The sequence below is a fragment of the Qipengyuania zhejiangensis genome (genome assembly GCF_035607565.1).
In the GTDB taxonomy this organism is placed as follows: Bacteria; Pseudomonadota; Alphaproteobacteria; order Sphingomonadales; family Sphingomonadaceae; genus Qipengyuania; species Qipengyuania zhejiangensis.
Genome location: NZ_JAYKGO010000003.1, coordinates 358,682 through 379,579 on the forward strand (window position 1 = coordinate 358,682; position 20,898 = coordinate 379,579).

19 protein-coding genes are annotated in these 20,898 nt (G+C 64.2%); 5 read left to right on the plus strand and 14 right to left on the minus strand.

Annotated features, from left to right (window positions below; translation table 11 throughout):
• Positions 1–6: 6 nt before the first annotated feature.
• Positions 7–576, plus strand: coding sequence for a fasciclin domain-containing protein (locus VR863_RS09480; protein WP_324828222.1), 570 nt, complete (start codon positions 7–9; stop codon positions 574–576).
• A 9-nt stretch (positions 577–585) separates the two neighbouring features.
• Here the strand turns inward: VR863_RS09480 and VR863_RS09485 are convergent, their stop codons facing one another.
• From VR863_RS09485 to VR863_RS09500, 4 genes are all read right to left on the minus strand, one after another.
• Positions 586–4,782, minus strand: coding sequence for a translocation/assembly module TamB domain-containing protein (locus VR863_RS09485; RefSeq protein ID WP_324828223.1), 4,197 nt, complete (start codon positions 4,780–4,782; stop codon positions 586–588).
• Complete coding sequence (locus VR863_RS09490) at positions 4,782–6,899, minus strand: autotransporter assembly complex protein TamA (RefSeq protein ID WP_324828224.1); 2,118 nt, start codon at positions 6,897–6,899, stop codon at positions 4,782–4,784. Before VR863_RS09490 ends, VR863_RS09485 begins: the two co-directional genes overlap by 1 nt.
• Before the next feature lie 16 nt (positions 6,900–6,915).
• Positions 6,916–7,758, minus strand: a complete 843-nt coding sequence (locus VR863_RS09495) for an arginyltransferase (RefSeq protein WP_324828225.1) — start codon at positions 7,756–7,758, stop codon at positions 6,916–6,918.
• 166 nt (positions 7,759–7,924) lie between these two features.
• Entirely contained in the window at positions 7,925–9,178 is a 1,254-nt protein-coding gene (locus tag VR863_RS09500; protein WP_324828226.1) for a threonine ammonia-lyase, read from the minus strand.
• Positions 9,179–9,287: 109 nt separating this feature from the next.
• Between VR863_RS09500 and VR863_RS09505 the strand changes: the two genes are divergently transcribed.
• Complete coding sequence (locus VR863_RS09505; protein ID WP_324828227.1) at positions 9,288–10,937, plus strand: amidohydrolase; 1,650 nt, start codon at positions 9,288–9,290, stop codon at positions 10,935–10,937.
• On the opposite strand, the gene tatC is transcribed toward VR863_RS09505, so the two are convergent.
• From tatC to VR863_RS09550, 9 genes are all read right to left on the minus strand, one after another.
• Entirely contained in the window at positions 10,922–11,722 is an 801-nt protein-coding gene (gene tatC, locus VR863_RS09510; protein WP_324828228.1) for a twin-arginine translocase subunit TatC, read from the minus strand. The genes VR863_RS09505 and tatC overlap by 16 nt on opposite strands.
• A gap of 1 nt (position 11,723) precedes the next feature.
• Complete coding sequence (gene tatB / locus VR863_RS09515; protein ID WP_324828229.1) at positions 11,724–12,164, minus strand: Sec-independent protein translocase protein TatB; 441 nt, start codon at positions 12,162–12,164, stop codon at positions 11,724–11,726.
• 12 nt (positions 12,165–12,176) lie between these two features.
• Positions 12,177–12,434 (minus strand): twin-arginine translocase TatA/TatE family subunit, encoded by a 258-nt coding sequence (gene tatA / locus VR863_RS09520; protein WP_324828230.1) that lies wholly within the window; start codon positions 12,432–12,434, stop codon positions 12,177–12,179.
• Between the two features lie 60 nt (positions 12,435–12,494).
• Entirely contained in the window at positions 12,495–13,097 is a 603-nt protein-coding gene (scpB, locus tag VR863_RS09525) for an SMC-Scp complex subunit ScpB (RefSeq protein WP_324828231.1), read from the minus strand.
• Positions 13,090–13,905, minus strand: a complete 816-nt coding sequence (locus VR863_RS09530) for a segregation and condensation protein A (RefSeq protein WP_324828232.1) — start codon at positions 13,903–13,905, stop codon at positions 13,090–13,092. The genes scpB and VR863_RS09530 overlap by 8 nt, the downstream gene beginning before the upstream one ends.
• On the minus strand, positions 13,902–14,924 hold the full coding sequence (nagZ, locus tag VR863_RS09535) for a beta-N-acetylhexosaminidase (protein WP_324828233.1): 1,023 nt from the start codon (positions 14,922–14,924) through the stop codon (positions 13,902–13,904). Before nagZ ends, VR863_RS09530 begins: the two co-directional genes overlap by 4 nt.
• 79 nt (positions 14,925–15,003) lie before the next feature.
• Positions 15,004–15,708 (minus strand): SPOR domain-containing protein, encoded by a 705-nt coding sequence (locus VR863_RS09540; protein WP_324828234.1) that lies wholly within the window; start codon positions 15,706–15,708, stop codon positions 15,004–15,006.
• 2 nt (positions 15,709–15,710) lie between these two features.
• Positions 15,711–17,450 (minus strand): arginine--tRNA ligase, encoded by a 1,740-nt coding sequence (gene argS, locus VR863_RS09545; protein WP_324828235.1) that lies wholly within the window; start codon positions 17,448–17,450, stop codon positions 15,711–15,713.
• A 59-nt stretch (positions 17,451–17,509) separates the two neighbouring features.
• Positions 17,510–18,160 (minus strand): hypothetical protein, encoded by a 651-nt coding sequence (locus VR863_RS09550; RefSeq protein WP_324828236.1) that lies wholly within the window; start codon positions 18,158–18,160, stop codon positions 17,510–17,512.
• A 97-nt stretch (positions 18,161–18,257) separates the two neighbouring features.
• On the opposite strand from VR863_RS09550, the gene ispH reads away from it, so the two are divergent.
• The 3 genes from ispH to rnhA are packed head-to-tail and all read left to right on the plus strand — an operon-like array spanning position 18,258 to position 20,674.
• Positions 18,258–19,241, plus strand: coding sequence for a 4-hydroxy-3-methylbut-2-enyl diphosphate reductase (ispH, locus tag VR863_RS09555; RefSeq protein ID WP_324828237.1), 984 nt, complete (start codon positions 18,258–18,260; stop codon positions 19,239–19,241).
• Position 19,242: 1 nt separating this feature from the next.
• Positions 19,243–20,199: a homoserine kinase gene (gene thrB / locus VR863_RS09560; protein WP_324828238.1), complete on the plus strand. Its 957-nt coding sequence runs from the start codon at positions 19,243–19,245 to the stop codon at positions 20,197–20,199.
• A 28-nt stretch (positions 20,200–20,227) separates the two neighbouring features.
• Positions 20,228–20,674, plus strand: coding sequence for a ribonuclease HI (rnhA, locus tag VR863_RS09565; RefSeq protein ID WP_324828239.1), 447 nt, complete (start codon positions 20,228–20,230; stop codon positions 20,672–20,674).
• Positions 20,675–20,687: 13 nt separating this feature from the next.
• On the opposite strand, the gene VR863_RS09570 is transcribed toward rnhA, so the two are convergent.
• Entirely contained in the window at positions 20,688–20,864 is a 177-nt protein-coding gene (locus VR863_RS09570) for a YegP family protein (protein ID WP_324828240.1), read from the minus strand.
• Positions 20,865–20,898: the final 34 nt, after the last annotated feature.

Consider the following 20,898-nt stretch of genomic DNA (forward strand, 5'->3'; position numbering starts at 1 on the left):
GATCGCATGAAACCGATTTTCAAATGCGGTCTTGCCGCCATAGCCCTTGCTGCCCTGCCGCTAACGTCCGCGTGCAGCCAGGTCGACGATCAGGACCCGAAAACCGCCACCAAGGATGATGGAACCATCACCCTTGCAGCGGCCCTCGGCGCTGAAGATGGGATGGACACGTTGCAGAATGCCATCACCAACAGCGAACTCTCGGGCGTTCTCGACGGACCGGCCAGCTACACTCTGCTGGCCCCCACCGACGCTGCGTTCGACGCGCTGGGAGACGAGGGCAAGGCGCTGTTGACGGACGATCAACGGCCCCTGCTCGTCGGCCTGCTGCGAGAGCATATGCTACCCGGCCATCTGACGCCGGAAACCATCGAGAAGGCCATTGCCGACAAGGGTGGACCGGTGACGATTTCGACCCTTGGCGAAAGTCAGGTGACGTTCTCGATGAACGGCGATCAGTTGAGCGCCGCGCTGCCCGGCGGCGCGACGGCTGCGATCACCGGGACAGCCATCGCCGCGAACAACGGCGTGGTCATTCCGCTCGATACGGTGCTGATGCCGCAAAAAGCCGGCTAACCCGGATCGTCAATACTCGCGGCTGATTTCGGCGACGATGCTATCGCGTCCGACAGTCGAGACAGCCGCGAGGATTGAAATCCAGCTGGTGACCCGGAATTCCACCTCGGTTGCGCTGTATCCGCGCCCGTCGGTGATGATCTCCACATAGAACCTGCGACCGAAGTTCTTGCCCAGCGCAATACCGGTCCCGCGTCCCAAGGCGGCATCCGCACTCACGATGCGCAGCCGGTCGAGGCCGATTGCGCTGCGTAGCTGGTTGATCGGATCCATGCCGCCGCCGCCGCGCAGGCTGGCCACGGCCGCGCCCAGCTGCAGGGCATCGGTGGCCGACAGGCTGGTAACGGACCCACCGAACAGCAGGCGCGCCAGGATTTCCTCTTCCGGCAGGGCCGGATCGGAACTGAAGACAATCTCAGGCTGGGTGGCGCTGCCGGTTACCGTGACTTCCACCGTAACGCTGTCGGCTTCGGCTTCCGCGCGAATGTCTATGCGCGGGTCGATGGGCACCGTGTCGTCGAAATTGATTTCGCCGCGCGTCAGTTCGAAACGCGTGCCAGCGAAGGTGTAATCGCCCCGGACTACCTGTGCGCGGCCGCCTATGCGCGGATCATCGGTCGTCCCGCGCAAGATGATGTCGGCGCCCCATTCGCTGTCCAGCCCCATGCCATCCACATCGATCCGGCTGTTGGCCTTTGCATCGATGAGATAGCGCCACGGGCGCGCGGGACCGACAAGCGGTGCCCTTTCACTGGGTGCGTTGATTTCGCGCGTGGGGATCTGCGGCAGGCGAAGATCGTCGGCCGCTGCGCCCAGCGACCAGCTTGCACGGTTCACGGTAACCCGGCCAGCAATCGTCCCTCCCAAACCGTTGGACACGATGCGAAGCGGCCCCGTCACAGTCGCGCTCAAGCCCTTTGCGTTGACCAGACGGGCGTTGGTTGCCGAGGCACGCAGATCGATGATCGGTCCCCGTATCTCGAGGATGCGCCCTTCCACCTGTTCGCCCAGCGTGCGAAGATCGACGATGCCGCTGCCGGCAACCCGTCCGCCATTGCCGGTATTGCCCGCGAACCGCACGATCTGCAGCCGCGATCCGGAAAACCGCCCACGCAGCTCCACATCCTTGATATCGGTGCCCGACAAGGAACTGCGAACCCTGAGCGCGTCGCTTGAAACCGTGCCGCGCACGGTGGGATCGGCCAGCGTGCCCGTGGCGTCCGCAGCCACCGCGACCGGTCCGGTGATGTCGAAGGCATCGATCGCAGCCAGCCTCCACAGGCTTTCCGCCGCGCCGCGATACCGCAGCTGTGCCAACAGATTGCCCGCCCGCACCCGTTCGATCAGCAGGCCCGATTGCGGCAAGCCGGTAATCCGCGCCTGCATGCGGCCCTGACGGATATCTTCGTTGCGAAGCAGCGCACGCGCCTCGAGGCTGGTTTCGGTCAACCGTGCAAGCAGCGAAACGTCCACTGGCCGCGATGTCAGCACCAGACCGGAGCGTGTCAGCCCATCCACCTTCACCCGGGCCGTACCGACCGGCAAGCGGTTCGAGCCGGTGCGGAATTCGACGGTCCCCGAAATCGTGCCCCCAAGACCGGTCTCCGACCGCGTTATGTCGATCAGCGACAACGGCATCCGCGCCAGCTTGAGGTCGAGTTCCAGCGCATCGCTGCCGGTGCGCCCCGCAGCGATCATGGAGCCGTTCCCGTAGGACAGCTGGGTTGGCGCAAGCCGCCAGCCATCGTCGAGGCGGGTCAGGACAGCGCGGCGCGGCATCGTGATTGGCCGACCGGCAAATTCGCCGCGTGCGGCAACGGCGACCTGTTCGGGCCGGAAGCGGGCGTTGAGATCGAGTTCGAAACGCGAGCTTCGCCGCCCGGCGAGCGAGGCTTCCACCGTACCGACGCCGTTTTCGATTTCGCCGCGGGCCGCAAGCCGCGCAACGAACAAGGTGCCATATGACAGGCCCGACGCCGTGCCGGACCCGCTGAACGTCGTGCTGCCATCCGCGATCAAACCGCTGGCCTTGATATCCGCGCGGCCAATTCGCAACGGCGTTGCCCCGCCAAAATTTGCGTTGCGGGCCATCAGATTGACATCCAGACCCTGTCCGCCCGCACGCGGTGCCAGCGCAACGGTCCCATCGACCCCGCCGCCTGCAAAATCGAGCTGCCCTTCCAATCCGCCGTCTGCAAGGACGAGGCCGCCCGTGACGGTGGTGTCCGAAACGCGCAGCGTTTCAACATCGATGCGCGTGGGGCCGCCCGCTGGCGCGAACAGGCCCAAACGACCGACAAACGGACCGAGAACCGATCCGCCTTCGGCATCGATCGAAAACCCTTCCTGTGTCGGCGCAATGGCAAGCCGGACATTGTCCAGGCCGGTAACGGGCTTGGCAAAGACCAGGACCGCTTCCGGCCCGCTTTGGGCGAGCGTGGCTTCGACCGTGAAATCGCCGTAATCGATATGGCGGCCATTGCCGGCGACACGGGTTTTCCCCTGTGCAACCGATCCGTTCAGCGACATCGCCAGCTTGCTCGCCTCAACCCGGACACGGTCGAATCTGAGCGGCGCGTTGCCGCCCACGGCAATTCCGCCGCGCACGCGGATGGGCGTACCGGCAAGATTGGCCAGCGTTGCGTTGGTCACAGGCGCGACCCGCGCATCCAGATCGGCCGAAAGCCGCCAGGGCGCACCGGGCGCAAGGGCAAGATCGATGGTCGCGGTCCCGCCAACGCTGCCGACATTGTCAAGCGCAAGGCGATCCGCCCGAACCGGGCCGCGGACGCGGTAGGTTCCGTTGTCGAGGTTTCCGCGAAGCGCGAGGTTGGCCGTGGTGCCGGGAAAGGCCAGTCGCACATCGTCCGCCTGCAAGGTTGAACCGCTCAGCACCAGCGTTCCGCGTCCGGTCCCGCCGACAAGGCGCGGATCGACAAAGGCGTTTCCGCTTGTGACACGCCCCACTTCGAGATTGAGCGGAAGCGTCCAGCGGGTTCCGTCAAACCGTGCCGTTCCCTGCTGGCGCAGATCGGCGAGCAGCGTGCCCCCGGCGTCCAGTTCGCCAACCGTCAGGTCGTGAACGATCGACAGATCGGAAAATTCGCCGTCCAGCGTCGCCGCAAGCTGCGCATCGCGCAGCCGCATTGAGGGGCCCAGCAGTTCAGGGTTGCGCACCCTTGCCGTGACGGCAAGTCCGTCGAAACGGTTGGCGGCGAGATCCACGCCGCCCTCCGCATCGGCCAGAAGTCCCTGCCCGACCAGCACCGTTCGCCCGTCGATGGCTCGGTTCTCGATCGCTATGTCGGATCGGATTGCGACATCGTTGCCGAGCGCGGCCAAGGGTATTCCGGCAAGGTATCGGGACGGATCGACCTTGCCCAGCAGGCCAAACCGCCCTGCCCGGTTGGTAATCCGCAACGCTGCAACGCGCCGGCCCTGCGTGCGAACGAGCAACGCCCCCTTCCACTGGGTCCACGTGCCCTTGCCCCGGAGACGCGCCGTGTGCGCGGCATCCAGACCGGCGATCCCGGCAATCGGTCCATCTGCCGCAGCGTCGAAATCAAGCGACATGTCAAAGGCATCGCCATCCGGTTCCGCATCGATCAGGAACGCCAGCGTATCCGATTTGCCCAAGCTGCCGTCGGCATCGACCATCAATCGGCGATCCTCGATCAGCACCTTGGCCGCCAGGTCGACGCTCTGCGCGCGATCGCCGGCGATGCCGGGCGCAAGCGTGAGATTATCGATTTCCAGCCGGCCAATGGCGATATCGAATCCCGGAAGGATAGGGGTATCCTCCTCGCTCGGGAGGAATTCGGGAAGGCGCGTCAACGTGGCCCGGCGCGCCGTGAAACTGTCGATATCGAGGCGGTTGCGGACCCATGCCCCCGGATTCCAGTCAAGCTCGACACGCGGTATGGTCAGGAATACGCCCCGGGGGTCCGACAGGCGCACATCATGCAGCACCGATGCCCCGTACAGATTGCCCTCGATCCGCCCGATGCGGATGTTGAGCCCGTTGGGCAGTGTCTGGCGCGCAATCTGGCTGGCGAGAAACCGTTCACCCAGCGGGGTGTTGAGGATAGCCACCGCCGCGACCAGGCCAAGCACCAGCGCGGCGATCAGGCCAAGGCCCCACTTCATCGCACGGCGCGCGCCCGACCGGCGCTTCGTCACCACGGTGTCTCCGCCTTCGTTCGCCATCAGAACGCCTGTCCCAGCGAGACATAGACGGCCAGCGGAGAATCGTCCGGATCAGGGTTCAGCGGCACGCCCACGTCGAGGCGGATCGGGCCAAAGCCGGTGGTGTAGCGCACGCCCACACCGGCACCGTATTTGATGTACCGGAAGTTGGGCAGGCTTTCGATGGACACGCTGCCGACATCGAGGAAGGGCACGAACGAAACGGCCCCGTCGAACAGGCCGGTGCCGATGCGCGCCTCGACGGAGGCTTCGACAAGGCTGCGCCCGCCGGTGGGTTCGAGGAAATCGTTCTTGGGCCCGATGGCCTGGTAGCCATAACCGCGCACCGATCCGCCGCCGCCTGCATAGAGACGGCGCGACGGCGCGACGGCATAGGTCGGGGCGCCCTGTATGCTGGCGAACCGCAACCGGCCCGCCACAACGATGCGATCGCTGACCGACTGGTAATAGGATGCATCGGCCTGGTTTCGCAGATAATAGAACTGCTCCCCCCCGGTGCGCGACGTTTCGGGCGCGAGATAACCTGTGAGCCGGAAACCCTGCGTGGGATCGAGCAGGGAATCGGTCGTATCGAGCGTGGCGCGGCCAAAAACCGATCCGATGGTATAGCCCTGGCGCGGACGCGGCACCCCGCCCCGCACGATGTTGCGTTCGTCGGTTGCCAGGATTTCCGCACCGACTGCCCAGCTCAGCGGTTTCTGGAAAAGCAGGGTCGACGTACGCTCGAACGTCCCCGACAGGGCGACCGAACGCGCTTCGAAGGCTATGTTGCGGACGCTGGACGCATAGGCGTCGATGGTGAGCACCATGTCGCGGCCGGTGAAATTGTTTTTCCGGAACGTGACCCCTGCCAGCTGTTCCTGTGTTCCCGCGATCCCGCGGACCCGCAGCGATCCTTCGGGGGGGAACAGATTGCGGTGTTCCCAGCTTGCCTGAACGCGCACCCCTTCTTCGGAGCCATAGCCGATGGCGCCCGCAATCGTCCGCAATTTCGCCTTTTCCAGCGCCACGTCCATCGCCAGAACACCGGGCTGATCGCCTTGTGGAGGAGTGACTTCGCGCGGCGTGATCGACACGGTCGACACCAGGCCGGTCGCGGTGATGGCGCGGCGCAGGTCCATTTCCAGGCTGCGTTTGTAGACATCGCCTGCATCGAACCGTGCGATGCGGGACAGATGCGGGTTCGACAGGAATGCGGGATCGCTGCTGACGACTTCGCCGAAGACATACTTGCCCATCGGCCGGACCGGCATGGTCAGATCGCCTTCGATCCGTTCGTGATCGATCAGCAATTGCGGCTCGTCGATTTCGGCGAAGGCGTATCCGTTTTCACCCAGCGCACGGTCGAGATTGTACCGCTCGGTCATGATGCGGTCGGACTGAAGATAATCGCCGGACGCGATCTGGAAGCTGTCGCGCAGGCGTTCCGCATCGGGCGCCGTGTTCAGCTGACCAAGATCAATCGCCCCATAGGTATAGCGCGGGCCGGGGATGATATCGAACCGCACGACCGGGCCGGTATCCGCTTCGGCATCACCGGGGGTCCGCGAACCGATGCTGCGCACTATCTCGCCGTCGTAATATCCATACACCCGCAGCAAATTGCCCAGCAATTCCTCGTCTTCGCGGGCGCGAGCGGCGATCAGAGCGACATTTGCTTCGCTTTCGTCGAAATTCTCGATCGTGGACAGCGCCTTGAACCGGTCGATGAAATCGCCGCGTTCGGAAAAGGGCGGTTCCGTCTGCGGAAATCCGAGCACAAGCGCGTCGGACACCTGTTCAAGCTCGGCGTCCTCGAAGGCGACTTGCTGGCGATCCTCGAGCAGATCGGCGAACAGGATTTCCTCTTCGGGTTCGAGGTCTTCCAAAGGTTCGAATTCCAGGTCCTCCGGCCATGCAACCTGCATGTCCGGCAATTCCGCAATCGGGCTTTCTGCATCCAGTTCGGCATCGGCCTGCGACAGGTCTGCGCCCTCGTCAGTGCCCTGCTGCGCCCATGCGTCGGGATTTTCGACCGCGCTGTCGGGGATCAGGTCCTCGAGCGATTGCGGCGCGTCGATATCCTGCGCGGCAAGTGGCGCGGCGACCAGCGCAAGCGCGGCCGCACATATCGTCAACGAGTGGCGGAATGCGTCAGTCGGCGAGCTTGTATTCAGCGGCGCGCCCATCCTTGGCCGGAAGCCCTTCTTCCAGGCTGCGGCGCCGAGGAGCGGTAGCGTTGGTGATGAGGCGGCGCTGTTCGTCGGCGGGCATCCGTTCCCAACCAGCGCGGCCCAGCTTTTCGAGCGGACGATAGCGGACCTTGTATTGCATACGCTCCGCCCCTTCGACCCAGTAACCGAGGTAGACGTAAGGCAGCCCGCGCTCTGCAGCGCGCTGGATGTGGTCGAGAATGATGAAGTTACCAAGCCCGGCGCGATCCTCATGCTCTGGGTCATAGAAGCTGTAGATCATCGACAGCCCGTCACCCTGGAAATCCGTGAGACATGCTCCGACCAGGCGCCCCGGTTCGGCGCCGATCCCCGGCTCCCTGTATTCAATCACATAGCTGGATACAGGCGTGTGTTCCACCATATCCGCAAAGTCGGTTTCTTCCATCTGCGTCATGCCGCCACCGGGGTGGCGGACCGCGAGATATTTCTGGAGCAGTTCGAACTGTTCGGCAGTCGCCCACGGGCGGCATTCGGTGGCAATCAGGTCGCCATTGGCCTTCAGCGCGCGCTTCTGGGTCGAGGAAGGCCGAAATTCGTTCGCGACGACACGAACCGATACGCACGCCTGGCAATCGAGGCAGGAAGGGCGATACGCCACGGTCTGGCTGCGGCGGAACCCGATACGGCCCAGGGCTTCGTTGAGTTCGTCCGCGCTTTCGCCGCGAAGTTCGGTGAAGACCTTACGCTCGCTCTTGCCGGGCAGGTACGGACACGGCGCGGGGCTGGTCACGAAAAACCTGGGGAAGCGGATCGGGGCCGTCACGGTTTATGGCATCCTTTCGCAAGCGGGCGGTCGAACGAGGCGTTAACGCTTCGTTGACCTTGTTATGGCGCAGGCGGTTCCGGGTTAAAAGGCCCTTAACCATGAAAACCACGCCCTGCCCGACGAAATGCCGGTTCCCGGTGCGAAAAACCCCGTAGGCCGAAGGTCAGGCCAGTTCGGCCACCTCCACATGATACCCCTTTTCCCCGAGCGCGCGGACGAGCCGGTCGATCTGATCCGAGTCGCGGGCCTCGCATTCGATCTCGGCCGTCAGCCCCTTGGCGGGCAAGGTGGTGAAGATGCGCTGGTGGTAGATTTCGATGATGTTGACGTTGTGTTCGTTGAACTCGCGCATCACCTTGAACAACGCGCCGGGCCGGTCCTGCAACGTGATGCTCAACCGCGCGAGGCGGCCTGACCGTGCAAGATCGCGCAGCAGCACATTGGCCAGCAAACGGGTATCGATGTTGCCGCCGCACAGCACCAGACCCACGGTTTTCCCGGCGAATTTCTCGGGGTGGGAAAGAACGGCCGCAAGCCCGGCAGCACCGGCACCTTCGACCACGGTCTTTTCGATTTGCAGCAGCAGCGACACCGAATGTTCCAGGCTGGATTCTTCGACCAGCAGGACTTCGTCCACCAGTTCGCGGATGACCTGCCGGGTGAATTCGCCCGGTGCCTTCACCGCGATGCCTTCGGCCAGCGTGTCGCCGCCACACGGCAGATCGTCACCGGTCAGGGCGGAATACATCGATGGGAAAAGCTTTGCCTGCACCCCGACCATCTCGATTTCGGGCCTCAGCGCGTGCGCAACCGTAGCCATACCGCTCATCAGGCCGCCGCCGCCGATCGGGACGACCAGACAATCGAAATCTGCCTTCTCCTCCAGCATTTCGAGCGCGACCGTGCCCTGGCCCGCCGCCACCAGCGGATCGTCGAACGGGTGAATGAAGGTCAGACCGCGTTCGGCCTCGAGCTCGCGGGCATAGGCGTAGGCTTCGTCGAAGGTTTCGCCGAACTGTTCGACCATCCCGCCGACGCTTTCGGTCTGCATGACCTTAACCGACGGTGTGGTCTGCGGCATCACGATGGTCACCGGAACGCCCAGGCGCCGACCGTGATAGCTCAGGCCTTGCGAGTGGTTGCCCGCCGAAGCCGCGATGACGCCGCGTGCACGCTGTTCGTCGGTAAGGTGGAGCAGCGCGTTCAACGCCCCGCGTTCCTTGTAGGCGGCGGTGAACTGCTGGTTTTCGAACTTAAGCCAGATATCGGCGCCGGTAATCTGCGACAGTGTCTGCGAATGCATCATCGGCGTGCGGACGATCGCCCCCTGGATACGGCGCGCGGCGGCGCGCACGTCGTCGAGCGTGAGGAGATCGGTTGCCTTTTCGGCGGCGCGGACTGGAGATGCCTCGGTCATGCCCGATGCCCTAGGGTCAAGCGCACCGGCGCGCAATTGCCGAAAGGGTTTGCGCGCGCCAAGCTATGCCTTATCGCGGTTGGCCTCAGCCACGGGGTCACATACTGCCATGAAGCTTGCATCGTTCGTTTCCATTCTCGCCCTTGCAACCGCATCGCCAGCGCTGGCCGATGTGCTGATCGACAATGTCGAAGGGATAACGATCGACGAACAGGGCAAGGTGAAGCGTTTCGTCGCCCTGGTTATCGATGACGAAGGCAAGGTCGCCAAAATTCTGCAATCCGGCGACAAGAAACCGCAGACCGATTACCGCGAAGACGGTGATGGGCGCGTGATGATACCCGGCCTTATCGATGCCCATGTCCACGTGATGGGCGTTGGCATCGGCGCGCTCACGCTGGACCTGTCGGACACCAATTCGCTCGACGAAGCGCTGGCCAAGATACGCATTTTCGCGGCAGAAAACGATTCGCGCCCGTGGATACTGGGACGCGGCTGGAACCAGGAAAAATGGGGCCTTGGCCGCTTCCCCACCGCCGCTGAACTCGACAGCGCCGTGGCCGACCGCCCGGTCTACCTGGAACGGGTCGATGGCCATGCCGGCTGGGCAAACACGATGGCGCTGACGCAGGCCGGGGTCACCGCGTCGAGCAAGAGCCCCAGTGGCGGACGGATCGAACGTCTTCCCGGTTCGCAGCAGCCGTCCGGCGTCTTCATCGACGCCGCCGAGGAACTGATGCGCAAGGCCATTCCGGCGCCCCGTCCGGTGGAGCGCGATCTGGCGTTCGCCGAAGCGCAGAAGGTGCTGCATCGCCAGGGCATCACCGCCGTTGCCGACATGGGCACCACGATCGAGGATTGGCAGGCATTTCGCCGCGCCGGGGATGCCGGCTCGTTGACGCTGCGCATCATGTCCTACGCACACGGTCCCGATGCGATGGACCTGATTTCCGGTGCCCGCCCGTCGCCCTGGCTGTATGACGACAAGCTGCGGATGAACGGCGTGAAGCTGTATCTTGACGGTGCGCTCGGCAGTCGGGGGGCGTGGCTCAAGCGCCCTTACGCCGACGATCCGGGCAACACCGGTCTTCCGCTGATGGCCGAAGCCCAGTTCCGCAATGTTCTGGTGCGCGCCGCGCAGGGCGGATTCCAGCCCGCGATCCATGCCATTGGCACGGCGGCGAACGCCGATGCGCTGAACGCGATCGTCGAAATTGCCGAAAGCTTTCCAGGCGATCGCCGCTGGCGGATCGAACACGCGCAGATCGTCGATCCCGCGGACCTCCCCAAGTTTGCCCAGCAGGGTATCATCGCGTCGATGCAGCCCGTGCATCAAACATCCGACCGCCTGATGGCCGAAGCCCGGCTCGGGGCCGATCGTCTCGATGGTGCCTATGCCTGGAACACGATCCTGTCGGTGGGCGGCAAGCTGGCGTTCGGGTCTGACGCCCCGGTTGAATCCGCCGATCCGTTTGCCGGACTAGCAGCGGCCACGACACGGATGGACGCCAATGGCGAACCCTTCGGCGGCTGGCGTCCTCAGGATCGCGTCACGCGCGAAAAGGCGCTGGCAGGCTTTACCAGCGATGCGGCCTATGCCGGCTTTGCGGAAGGCCGGTTTGGCCGGCTTCTACCTGGCGAACGCGCCGATTTCGTCCTTGTCGACCGTGATCCCCTGATGGCCACCCCGGCGCAATTGCGCGCCACCAAAGTGCTCGAAACATGGGTTGGCGGGCGCAAGGTTTACGACGCGGACTGAGCCTCGTCCTTTTCGGCGCTCTCGCCGCGGGCTTTCTCGCGGCGCTCGGTCAACCGCATGAGCAGCAGGGAGCCTTCGAAAAGCATCAGCAGCGGAATCGCGAGCAGCAGCTGCGAGCCGGGATCGGGCGGGGTCACGATCGCCGACAGCGTCACGACCAGCACGACGATATAGCGGCGCGCCCCGCTCAACTGAGCGCGCGTCACGATACCGGCGCGGTGCAACAGCAACAGCAGGACCGGCAGCAGAAAGCTCATGCCGAAGGCCAGGATGAACTGCATCACCAGCCCCAGGTATTCGTTGGCGGTAGGCAGGGCCTGGATTTCCAGCCCGCCGGCCGTGCCCTCGAACCCGAGAAACCATTCGAACGCGGTCGGCATGACCACGTAATAGGCCAGCGCCGCCCCCATCCCGAACAGGATCGGGGTGGCGAGGAGGAAGGGCAGGAACGCCTTCTTTTCCTTGGCATAAAGACCCGGCGCGATGAACGCCCAGAGCTGGTTCGCGATGATCGGGAAACTCAGGCAGAAGCCGGCGAACAGCGCCACCTTCAGTTCCACGAAGAACACCTCGTACAGCTTGGTGAAGATCAACTGCCCTTCCCCGGCGGGAAAGGCGTTCTTCAGCGGCTGGATCAGGAAACCCAGAATGGGGTCCGCGAAATACAGGCAAATGCTGAAGGCGACCACCAGCGCGAGGACACAGCGCACCAGCCGCGCACGCAGTTCGATCAGGTGATCGAGCAGCGGGGCCTGGGTTTCGTCGATATCCTTGATGACCGCCATGTCAGCTATCCTTGGCCGGCGGTGCGGGCGGCGGGTCCAGTGGCAGCGGCGGTTCGTTCGTGTGCTCGGGGGCCTTGGCCGGCGCAGCGCGCGCTATCGCGGCTTCGGCTGCCGCGTCCGCATCGACGGGCGCTTCGGGATCGTGCAGCGCTTCCATCTGCGGCGGCAGGAGATTGTCCGGCGCTCCGCCTTCGGGCGTCGAGCCTTCCGGGTATCGGGCCATGATCTCTTTGTTACGCTGGGACCACTTTTCTTCCATTTCTTCGATTTCCGCCTGGCGGACCATTTCGTCCATGCCTGCGCGGAAGTGGTTGGACATGCGGCGCATCTTGCCGATCCAGCGGCCCGCTGTTCGCAGGGCCCTGGGCATGTCTTTCGGGCCGATCACAAGGATCGCCACGATGACAATCACCAGCAGTTCGCTGGCGCCGATGTCGAACATGGGACTTGCCCCCTAGCCCCGCATGTCGGGGGTATCGCTGCGCGGCGCGGGCTGCGGATCCTGCGCTGCCTGTTCGGCGGGCTTTGCTTCGTGGCCTGGCCCTTCGATGCGACCGGCAGGTTTCGAGGGCGCATCTTCCTCGTTCATGCCTTGCTTGAAGCTTTTGATACCCTTGCCGAAATCACCCATCATTTCGGAAATACGGCCCCGCCCGAACAGGACGAGGATAACGATGGCGATAATGATGAGCTGCCAGGGGCCGAGCGACATGGGGATACCTTCTTCGTAGCTGTAGGCTTACATATAGGCTCACCGGCGCGCCGATGCCAGTCACGCTTCGCTATCGGCTTCCCGATCTGCGGGTTCCGCCTCGTCGCCCTCGCCGATCAGGGCGTCATACGCATCGTCGACCGGGTCGAGCAGTCCCGTGGCGCGCAATTCCGCGATTCCAGGGAGATCGCGGCGGCTCGCAAGCCCGAAATGGTCGAGGAAATCGGCGGTGGTTGCGTAGATCGTGGGGCGCCCGGCCACTTCACGGCGACCCGCAATCTTCACCCAGCCTGCCTCCATCAGCACGTCGAGCGTCCCTCCCGAAGTCTGCACGCCGCGAATCGATTCGATTTCGGCGCGGCTGACCGGCTCGTGATAGGCGATGATCGCAAGCACTTCAGTCGCTGCCCGGCTCAACCGCCGCACCTGTTCCTTTTCGCGCCGCAACAGATGCGCCAGATCGGGCGCGGTTTCGAAATGCCACCGTTTGCCCCGCTCGACGAGGTGGACACCGCGCTTGTCGTATTCGGCGGCAAGCGCGCGCAGCGCTTCGCGAACGTCGCCGACCGCGGCATCGCCGAGGAAACCCGCCAACGCTTCGGGCGTCATCGGTTCCTCCGCCGCGAACAGGGCGGCTTCGATGGCGCGGCCCAGTTCATCCACGCGCGGTCATCCGGCGAAGGTGCAGCGGCCCGAAGGTTTCTTCCTGCTGCAATTCGGCACGGCCCAGCCGGGCAAGCTCGAGCGCCGCCACGAAGCTGGATGCCAGCGCCGATTTGCGCAGGCGCGGTTCGGCATGGGGCGGAAGGAAATCGCGCAGTTCCATCCAGTCCAGCGTCACGCCCAGCATGTTCGACACACGGTCCAGCGCGCTTTCCAGCGTCATCACGGGCCGTTCGCGGACCATGTGGATCGCCGGCGCGGTGCGCGCCTTCACCCTGCCATACGCTTCGATCAGCGCGAACTGGTCGCATCGCCACAGGTTCTTGCGCGCGATCTCCAGCCCTTCCGGATTGCCGCGCAGGAAAACATCGCGGCCAATCCGGTTGCCGCCCATCAGGCGGCCCGAAGCGTCGCGCATCGCGCCCAGCCGTTGAAGACGCAGCTGGAGCCGGAGGGCCATTTCTTCGGGGCTTGGGTCTTCCTGCTCGTCCTTGGGCAGCAGCATGGCGGATTTCAGATAGGCCAGCCATGCAGCCATCACGAGGTAATCGGCGGCCAGCTCCAGCTTCAGCGCCTCGGCCTGTTCGATATAGCCAAGGTATTGATCGACCAGCGAAAGAATCGAAATCGATCGCAGGTCGACCTTTTGCCGCCGCGCCAGATCGAGCAGCAGATCAAGCGGCCCTTCCCACCCGTCGAGTTCGAGGTAGAGCGCGTTTTCGTCTACCTTTGCCTCTCCGGCAATGCCGTCCCATTCTTCGTCCGTCTCCACGACGGGATCGCTGAAAAGAAGGCCGTCTGCGGTCATGCCGCGGCTTCCTCGACCAGAGCAAGCAGGGCGTCGCGCTTGGCCAGCAGTTCCCGCGTCTCGATTGCGTCGGCCGGATCTCCCATCATCGCGAGGACCCGCTCCAACCGCTCGGCACCCTTGGCGCTCAGCGTGCCGCAGCGATCCGCAATGCCGGCCATATCGTCGATCCGCGCCCAGCAATTGAGGACGATGTCGCACCCGGCGGCCATGGCCCGTTCCGCACGTTCGGGGATCGTGCCGTCAAGCGCCTCCATGTCGATGTCATCGGTCAGCAGAAGGCCGTCGAACCCGATGGCACCGCGGATGATGTCGCGGATGACCGTCTGCGACAGGGTGGCGGGGTTCTGCGCATCCCAGGCGGTGAATACGATGTGCGCGCTCATGCCCAGCGGGTGGGCGTGAAGGGTGCGGAAAGGCTCGATATCCACCGCGAGTTCTTCGGCGGTGGCCGTGACGCGCGGCAGTTCCTTGTGGCTGTCGACCGTGGCCCGGCCATGTCCCGGCATATGTTTCAGGCAGCCGACCACACCGGCCCTGCCCATGCCGTCCAGCACCGCGCGGCCAAGCGCGGCGACCTGCATCGGCTCGCTGCCAAGGGCGCGGTCGCCAATCACGTTGTCCGTTTCGGGGCGGCGCACATCGAATGGCGCGTGGTAGTCCACCGAAATCCCGGCAAGCGCGAGTTCGCGGGCCATCGCCTCGGCGTTGACGCGCGCCGCTTCTATCGCGGACGCCGGGGCGATTTCGAACAGTTTTGCGAACGCTTCGCCTGCGGGGTAGCGCGGCCATTCGGGCGGCTTCATCCGCACGACGCGGCCACCTTCCTGGTCGATCGACACGATCAGGCGATCGCGCCCGTGGATTTCGCGCAGATCGTCCGTCAGGCGGCGCAATTGTTCGCGCGTTTCGCAATTGCGCGCGAACAGGATGTAGCCCGCCGGATCGGCCTCCTTGAAGAAGGCGCGTTCGTCGGGTGTGAGCGCAAGGCCGGATATGCCGAAAATCGCGGGCGTCATGACGGGAAAATGCGGCTTTTGCCGAGGTCTAGCAAGCGCAAGCCGCCCGCGAAGTGGGGAAAAGCACGGCCAGCTGTGCCTATTTCACGAAACAGGCGAGCCCATCCGTCTGCAACGCATTGCACAGGCGGTTGGCCGATGCGCGATCGCCCGCCATGGCCTGCAGGCGATAGACGCGGCCTATATCGACCTGCGCCTCGACCACACGGTGGCGTACACCGCTCAACGCTTCGGTCTGGCGAGTGAGCGAAACCCAGGCGGCTTCGGCGTCTTCGCGGCGCGGGAACGCCCCCACCTGGACGGGAACGCCCGACACTTGCGGTTGCACCTTGGTGGGCGTGACCTTGGTTTCACGCGGCGCTTCGTCGATCGTGGACGCGATGGATGGCGCAGCCGGCTGGGCGGATGCCGGCTTGTCCGCCAGGCGGCCTTCGCGCGTCTGGCCTTCGCCCACGGCAAAGCTGGTGTCGCCCGTGCCGGGAAATACCTTCCCGCCTTCGTCGTCGGGCCGTGTCTTGTAAGGTTCTTCGGGCGCCGCGATCAGGCTGCCATCGGCAGGCGGTTCGTCCGAAGCCGTGTTGGCGACAAACCAGATACCGCCGACCACCACGCCAAGTGCCACGAGCGCGAGAACGCCCAGCATCACCATCCGCGACACATCGAAGCCACCGGCCGCCTCGTCATCTTCCCCGGCGTCGAGCCAGGGCAGACTGTCGTCTTCGGCCAGATCGAGCTGATCGCTATCGTCCCATTCGCGATCGCTGTCGTAAGGCGAAGTCCCCATCATCACATCTCCTCGACCGCTTCGACGCCAAGAATGGCGAGCCCGTTGCGAATTACCTGTCCGATACCGTCCGCAAGGTAAAGCCGCGCGGCGGTCAATTCGGGATCGCTTTCCTGGATGATCCGCTTTGCCGGATCATCGTTGCCTGCGTTCCAGAAACTGTGGAACGCAGCGGCCAGATAGCCAAGGAAAAAGGCAATGCGGTGCGGTTCGCGCGCCTTGGCGGCGGCTTCGACCATGCGCGGGAACTGGGCAGCTTCGCGGACCAGGGCAAGCTCGTCCGGTCCCAACCGGTCTATGTGATCGGCCGACGGCGCAACCCCGGCCTTGCGCAGCGTGGAGCGGATGCGCGCGTGGGCATACTGGAGATAGAAGACCGGGTTGTCTTTCGAGGCTTCGACAACCTTCGCGAAATCGAACTCCATCTGCGCGTCGGGCTTGCGCGTGAGCATGGTGAACCGGACCACATCCTTGCCCACTTCTTCCACCACGTCGGCAAGTGTCACAAAGGTGCCCGAACGCTTGGACATCTTCACCGGTTCGCCGTCGCGCAGCAGCTTGACCATCTGGACCAGCTTCACATCGAAGGGGATGGCCTTGCCCTCGCCTTCGGACAGGGCGGCGACGGCCGCCTTGATACGCTTGACCGTGCCGGCATGGTCGGCGCCCCAGATATCGATCAGCGCATCGGCCTTTTCGGCCTTTTGCAGATGATAGGCGAGATCGGCCCCGAAATAGGTCCACTTGCCGTCCGACTTCTTGATCGGGCGGTCCTGGTCGTCCCCGAAGCGGGTCGATCGGAACAGCGGAAGTTCGACCGGTTCCCAGTCTTCGGGCGGGGCCTTGCCCTTGGGCGCTTCCAGCACGCCATCGTACACGAAGCCGTGTTCGCGCAGCCATGCTTCGGCCGCTTCGGGTTTTCCGGCGGCCTGCAGTTCGGCCTCGGACGAAAACAGATCGTGATGGATACCGAGCAGCGCCAGGTCTTCGCGGATCATGTCCATCATGGCGGCGACCGCGCGGGTGCGGAACAGTACCAGCCACTCGCTTTCCGAAGCATCCTTGTACGTCGCGCCGAATTCTTCCGCCAGCCGTTCGCCGACCGGCTTCAGGTAATCGCCCGGATACAGGCCCTCGGGAATGGCGCCGATATCCTCGCCCAGCGCCTCGCGGTAGCGCAGGTGCGCGGACCGGGCGAGCACATCGACCTGCCCGCCAGCGTCGTTCACATAATATTCGCGCACCACATCGTGGCCCGCGAATTCGAGCAGCCCGGCCAGGGCATCGCCGACCACCGCGCCGCGGCAATGGCCCATATGCATCGGGCCCGTGGGGTTCGCCGAAACATATTCGATATTGACCGTCACACTGTCGCCCATGGACGAACGGCCGTAATCGGCGCCCAGCGCAGCGATGGCGCGCAATTCGCGCAGCCAGGTGTCCCCCGACAGGCGCAGGTTGATAAATCCCGGCCCGGCGATTTCGGCATCGGTGATGTCGGGATCGCGCTTGAGATGGTCGACGATCTTTTCCGCCAGCGCGCGCGGATTGGTCTTCGCCTGCTTGGCCAGAACCATCGCGGCGTTGGTCGATAGATCGCCGTGCGCCGGGTCGCGCGGCGGCTCCACCGCCACGTTATCGCGCGGGGTGCCTGCCGGAAGTACACCTTCCAGTTCGAGTGCGTTCAACACCGCATCGATGCGGGCCGCAAAGGCGGCGTGAAGAGTCTGCATGTCAGCCATGGCGCGCGACTAACCCATTGGGCCAGAATCGCAAGAGGATCGCCCGTTTTGCGGACGCTTTAACGCGTGGCGTTATAACGCAGCTGGGCTTCGGTAAGCTGGAAGCCGACCAGCACCTCGAATGTTGCGCGCTGCACCGCGGCACGCACGGCCGGATCAGCCAGCGGATCGAGCGCGGCATCGGGATCGCCCGCCTTGCGGCGGCGTGTGATCTGTTCGCGGATATCGGCCGGAAGCGTGGCGTCCGCCCGGTTCACGTATGCGCCCGCAGTGCCGCTGGCCTGCGCGCGTTCCTGCCCATCGGCAAATTGCAGCGTGACCTGGCCGATGCGCTTGGTGACGACCTGAGAGCCGCCGCGCAGAACGGTGGAAAAATAGGGCAGCGTCACCGTGCGCGCACCGCGCGTATCGGCGCGGCGTGCAACCACATCGAAGGTGGCCTGCGTGTAGACGCGTTCGGCCCCGTCGTCGCAGGTGGAACGAAGATTCGTGATCGCCGCTGTCACGTCGAGATCGGCAAGCGTGGTCGAACCGGGCGCGCGGAATGTCGTGATGTCACCGGTATAGTCAGGGATACCGACGGCGGGGCAGGCGGTGCGGACGGCTGTGATACCCACGCCCTGGTCGATGACCAGTTCGCCTTCCCGCGAGCATCCGGCGAGCGCGAGCCCGAGAGCAAACACGGACAGGAGGCGGTTACGGCTGGTCATGCGGCTATCATTCCCTTTACGAAATTCGAATTCATCCGGCCCGGCGGCCGCCGAGACGCCCTAGCTTGGGTCGGACGAAAGCGCTAGAGGGCGGGACATGAACGCCCCCTTTCCATCCACCGATGCGCCCGCAAGCCGCGATACGCGCCTTCCGCTCAAACTCCTGATCGCGGCCCCGCGCGGCTTTTGCGCCGGAGTGGACCGTGCCATCGAGATCGTCGAACGCGCCCTGCAGAAGTATGGCGCGCCGGTCTATGTCCGCCACGAAATCGTGCACAACCGCTACGTCGTCGATTCGCTGAAGGAAAAGGGCGCGATCTTTGTCGAGGAACTCGACGAAGTGCCCAACGATGCGCCTGTCGTGTTCAGCGCGCACGGCGTTCCCAAGTCGGTGCCGGCCGAAGCCGAACGGCGCGAATTGCTTTACGTCGATGCCACCTGCCCGCTGGTAAGCAAGGTGCATCGCCAGGCCGAACGCCAGATCGAAAAGGGGCAGCATATCCTGTTCATCGGTCACGAAGGGCATCCCGAAGTGATTGGTACGATGGGGCAGGTGCCAATCGGCCAGATAACGCTGGTCGAAACGGTCGACGATGTGGCCAATCTGCCTTTCACGACCGAGGATAATTTGTCCTTCCTGACGCAAACCACGCTGTCGGTCGATGACACCCACGAAATCGTCGTGGCGCTCCAGAAGCGGTTTCCGCAGATCGTGGCGCCCAAGGCGGAAGACATCTGTTACGCCACCAGCAACCGCCAGGCAGCGGTAAAGAAGATCGCCAGCAGCTGCGATCTCGTGCTGGTGATCGGCGCGCCCAATTCTTCCAATTCGCTGCGGTTGGTCGAAGTGGCGCAGCGACTGGGCACGGATTCGCGGCTTATCCAGCGGGCGGACGAAATCGATCCGAGCTGGCTCGATGGCGTGGGTACCGTGGGCCTGACCGCCGGGGCATCCGCCCCCGAAACACTGGTTCGCGAAGTGGTCGACCGGCTGTCCGAATGGCGCACGGTAACCGAAGAAACCATCGCCGCCGCAGAAGAGAACATGGTCTTCAAACTGCCCCGCCAGCTGACCGAGTAAATTGGCGGTCTACACGCATCTCGGCGCGGAAGAGCTCGCGCGGCTGATCGCCAGCTACGATGTGGGGACCCTGGTTTCCGCCAAGGGAATTGCAGAAGGCGTTTCCAATTCCAACTGGCTGGTTGAAACCACCACGGGCCGCTTCATCCTGACCATGTACGAACGGCGGATCGAGACGTCGGATCTGCCGTTCTTCCTTGGATTGCTGGATCATCTTTCCGATGCGGGGTGCCCGGTCCCGCGCACGATCCACGATTCGCATGGTGCAGCCTATCGGATGGTCGACGGGAAGGCCGCCGCGCTGATCGAATTCCTGCCCGGCGTTTCCCCGACGGTCCCGACGCCCGGGCAGGCCCGTGCAGTGGGCGCCGCGCTGGCACAAATTCACCTTGCGGGGCTGGAGTTCGGCCACCGTCGGGCAAACGGGCTCGATGTGCACTTCAACGCCAACGCGCTGGCGCAAACCGATCCAGCCTTGCTGGCAGCCATCGATCCGGACTTGCCCCTCGTCATCGGGATGGCCCGCGATGTCGCCCGCAGATGGCCTTCCGATCTACCGGTTTCCATCATCCATTCGGATCTGTTTCCGGACAATGTCCTGATGCTGGGGGACCGTGTGTCGGGGATGATCGACTTCTACTTCGCCTGCACCGATGCCATGGCTTATGACCTGGCCGTGACCCACGCCGCCTGGGCTTTCGGAAAGGATGGCGCGCACTACGATGCGGCGGTCGGGCGCGCGCTGATCGAGGGGTACGAAACCGTCCGCCCCCTTTCCGATCGCGAGCGTGCAGAACTGCCCGTTCTGGCGCAAGGGGCGTGCCTGCGGTTTGTTGCCAGCCGCACCGAAGACTGGATCGACACGCCGGCCGACGCCCTGGTGACGCGCAAGGACCCGATGGATTTCGTCCGGCGCTGGCGTTTCTACGGTGAAAACGGACGCGAGGCCTTCGCCTGAAGGCGTTGCCACGCTAGAGGCCACCGCGATGAAGAAGATCGAGATATTCACGGACGGTTCGTGCAAGGGCAATCCCGGCCCGGGCGGCTGGGGCGCGCTGCTGCGCATGGGCACGCACGAAAAGGAACTTTCCGGGGCCGACCGGGAAACCACCAACAACCGCATGGAAATGACGGCCGCGATACGCGCGTTGGACGCCCTGATCGAACCGTGCGAAGTCGATCTGTATACCGACAGCCGATACGTGATCGACGGGATCACCAAGTGGGTTCACGGGTGGAAGAAACGTGGCTGGATCAACGCCAGCAAGAAGCCCGTGCGCAACGAGGATTTGTGGCACGAACTTATCGACGTGTCGGCCCGCCACCGGATAAACTGGCACTGGGTAAAGGGCCATTCCGGTCACATCGAAAACGAACGGGTCGACCAGCTGGCCAGCGCCGAGGCGGATCGCATCGGCGCCAGCCAGGTCTAGATCGGGTCGGCGATCAGCTTTCGTCGACGGTTTCGGCCCCGGGGCCATTCTTCTTGATGGATTCGATGGCGTTCTTGGCGCTCGCCTTGGAACTGTATCCTTCGGTCCAGAATATCGTTTCCGAATTGTACATGAAGTAGGCGACGAACTCGCCGGCCTTGTTTTTCTTGATCTTGAAATGATGCGCCATGGTTTCGCGTCTCCCATTCTGACGTTGGTTGGGA

Coding starts and splice junctions, on each gene's coding strand:
- VR863_RS09480 (WP_324828222.1), top strand. CDS start 7: ATGAAACCGATTTTCAAATGCGGTCTTGCCGCCATAGCCCTTGCTGCC.
- VR863_RS09485 (WP_324828223.1), bottom strand. CDS start 4,782: ATGGCGAACGAAGGCGGAGACACCGTGGTGACGAAGCGCCGGTCGGGC.
- VR863_RS09500 (WP_324828226.1), bottom strand. CDS start 9,178: ATGACCGAGGCATCTCCAGTCCGCGCCGCCGAAAAGGCAACCGATCTC.
- VR863_RS09505 (WP_324828227.1), top strand. CDS start 9,288: ATGAAGCTTGCATCGTTCGTTTCCATTCTCGCCCTTGCAACCGCATCG.
- tatC (WP_324828228.1), bottom strand. CDS start 11,722: ATGGCGGTCATCAAGGATATCGACGAAACCCAGGCCCCGCTGCTCGAT.
- tatB (WP_324828229.1), bottom strand. CDS start 12,164: ATGTTCGACATCGGCGCCAGCGAACTGCTGGTGATTGTCATCGTGGCG.
- tatA (WP_324828230.1), bottom strand. CDS start 12,434: ATGTCGCTCGGCCCCTGGCAGCTCATCATTATCGCCATCGTTATCCTC.
- VR863_RS09530 (WP_324828232.1), bottom strand. CDS start 13,905: ATGACCGCAGACGGCCTTCTTTTCAGCGATCCCGTCGTGGAGACGGAC.
- nagZ (WP_324828233.1), bottom strand. CDS start 14,924: ATGACGCCCGCGATTTTCGGCATATCCGGCCTTGCGCTCACACCCGAC.
- VR863_RS09540 (WP_324828234.1), bottom strand. CDS start 15,708: ATGGGGACTTCGCCTTACGACAGCGATCGCGAATGGGACGATAGCGAT.
- argS (WP_324828235.1), bottom strand. CDS start 17,450: ATGGCTGACATGCAGACTCTTCACGCCGCCTTTGCGGCCCGCATCGAT.
- VR863_RS09550 (WP_324828236.1), bottom strand. CDS start 18,160: ATGACCAGCCGTAACCGCCTCCTGTCCGTGTTTGCTCTCGGGCTCGCG.
- ispH (WP_324828237.1), top strand. CDS start 18,258: ATGAACGCCCCCTTTCCATCCACCGATGCGCCCGCAAGCCGCGATACG.
- rnhA (WP_324828239.1), top strand. CDS start 20,228: ATGAAGAAGATCGAGATATTCACGGACGGTTCGTGCAAGGGCAATCCC.
- VR863_RS09570 (WP_324828240.1), bottom strand. CDS start 20,864: ATGGCGCATCATTTCAAGATCAAGAAAAACAAGGCCGGCGAGTTCGTC.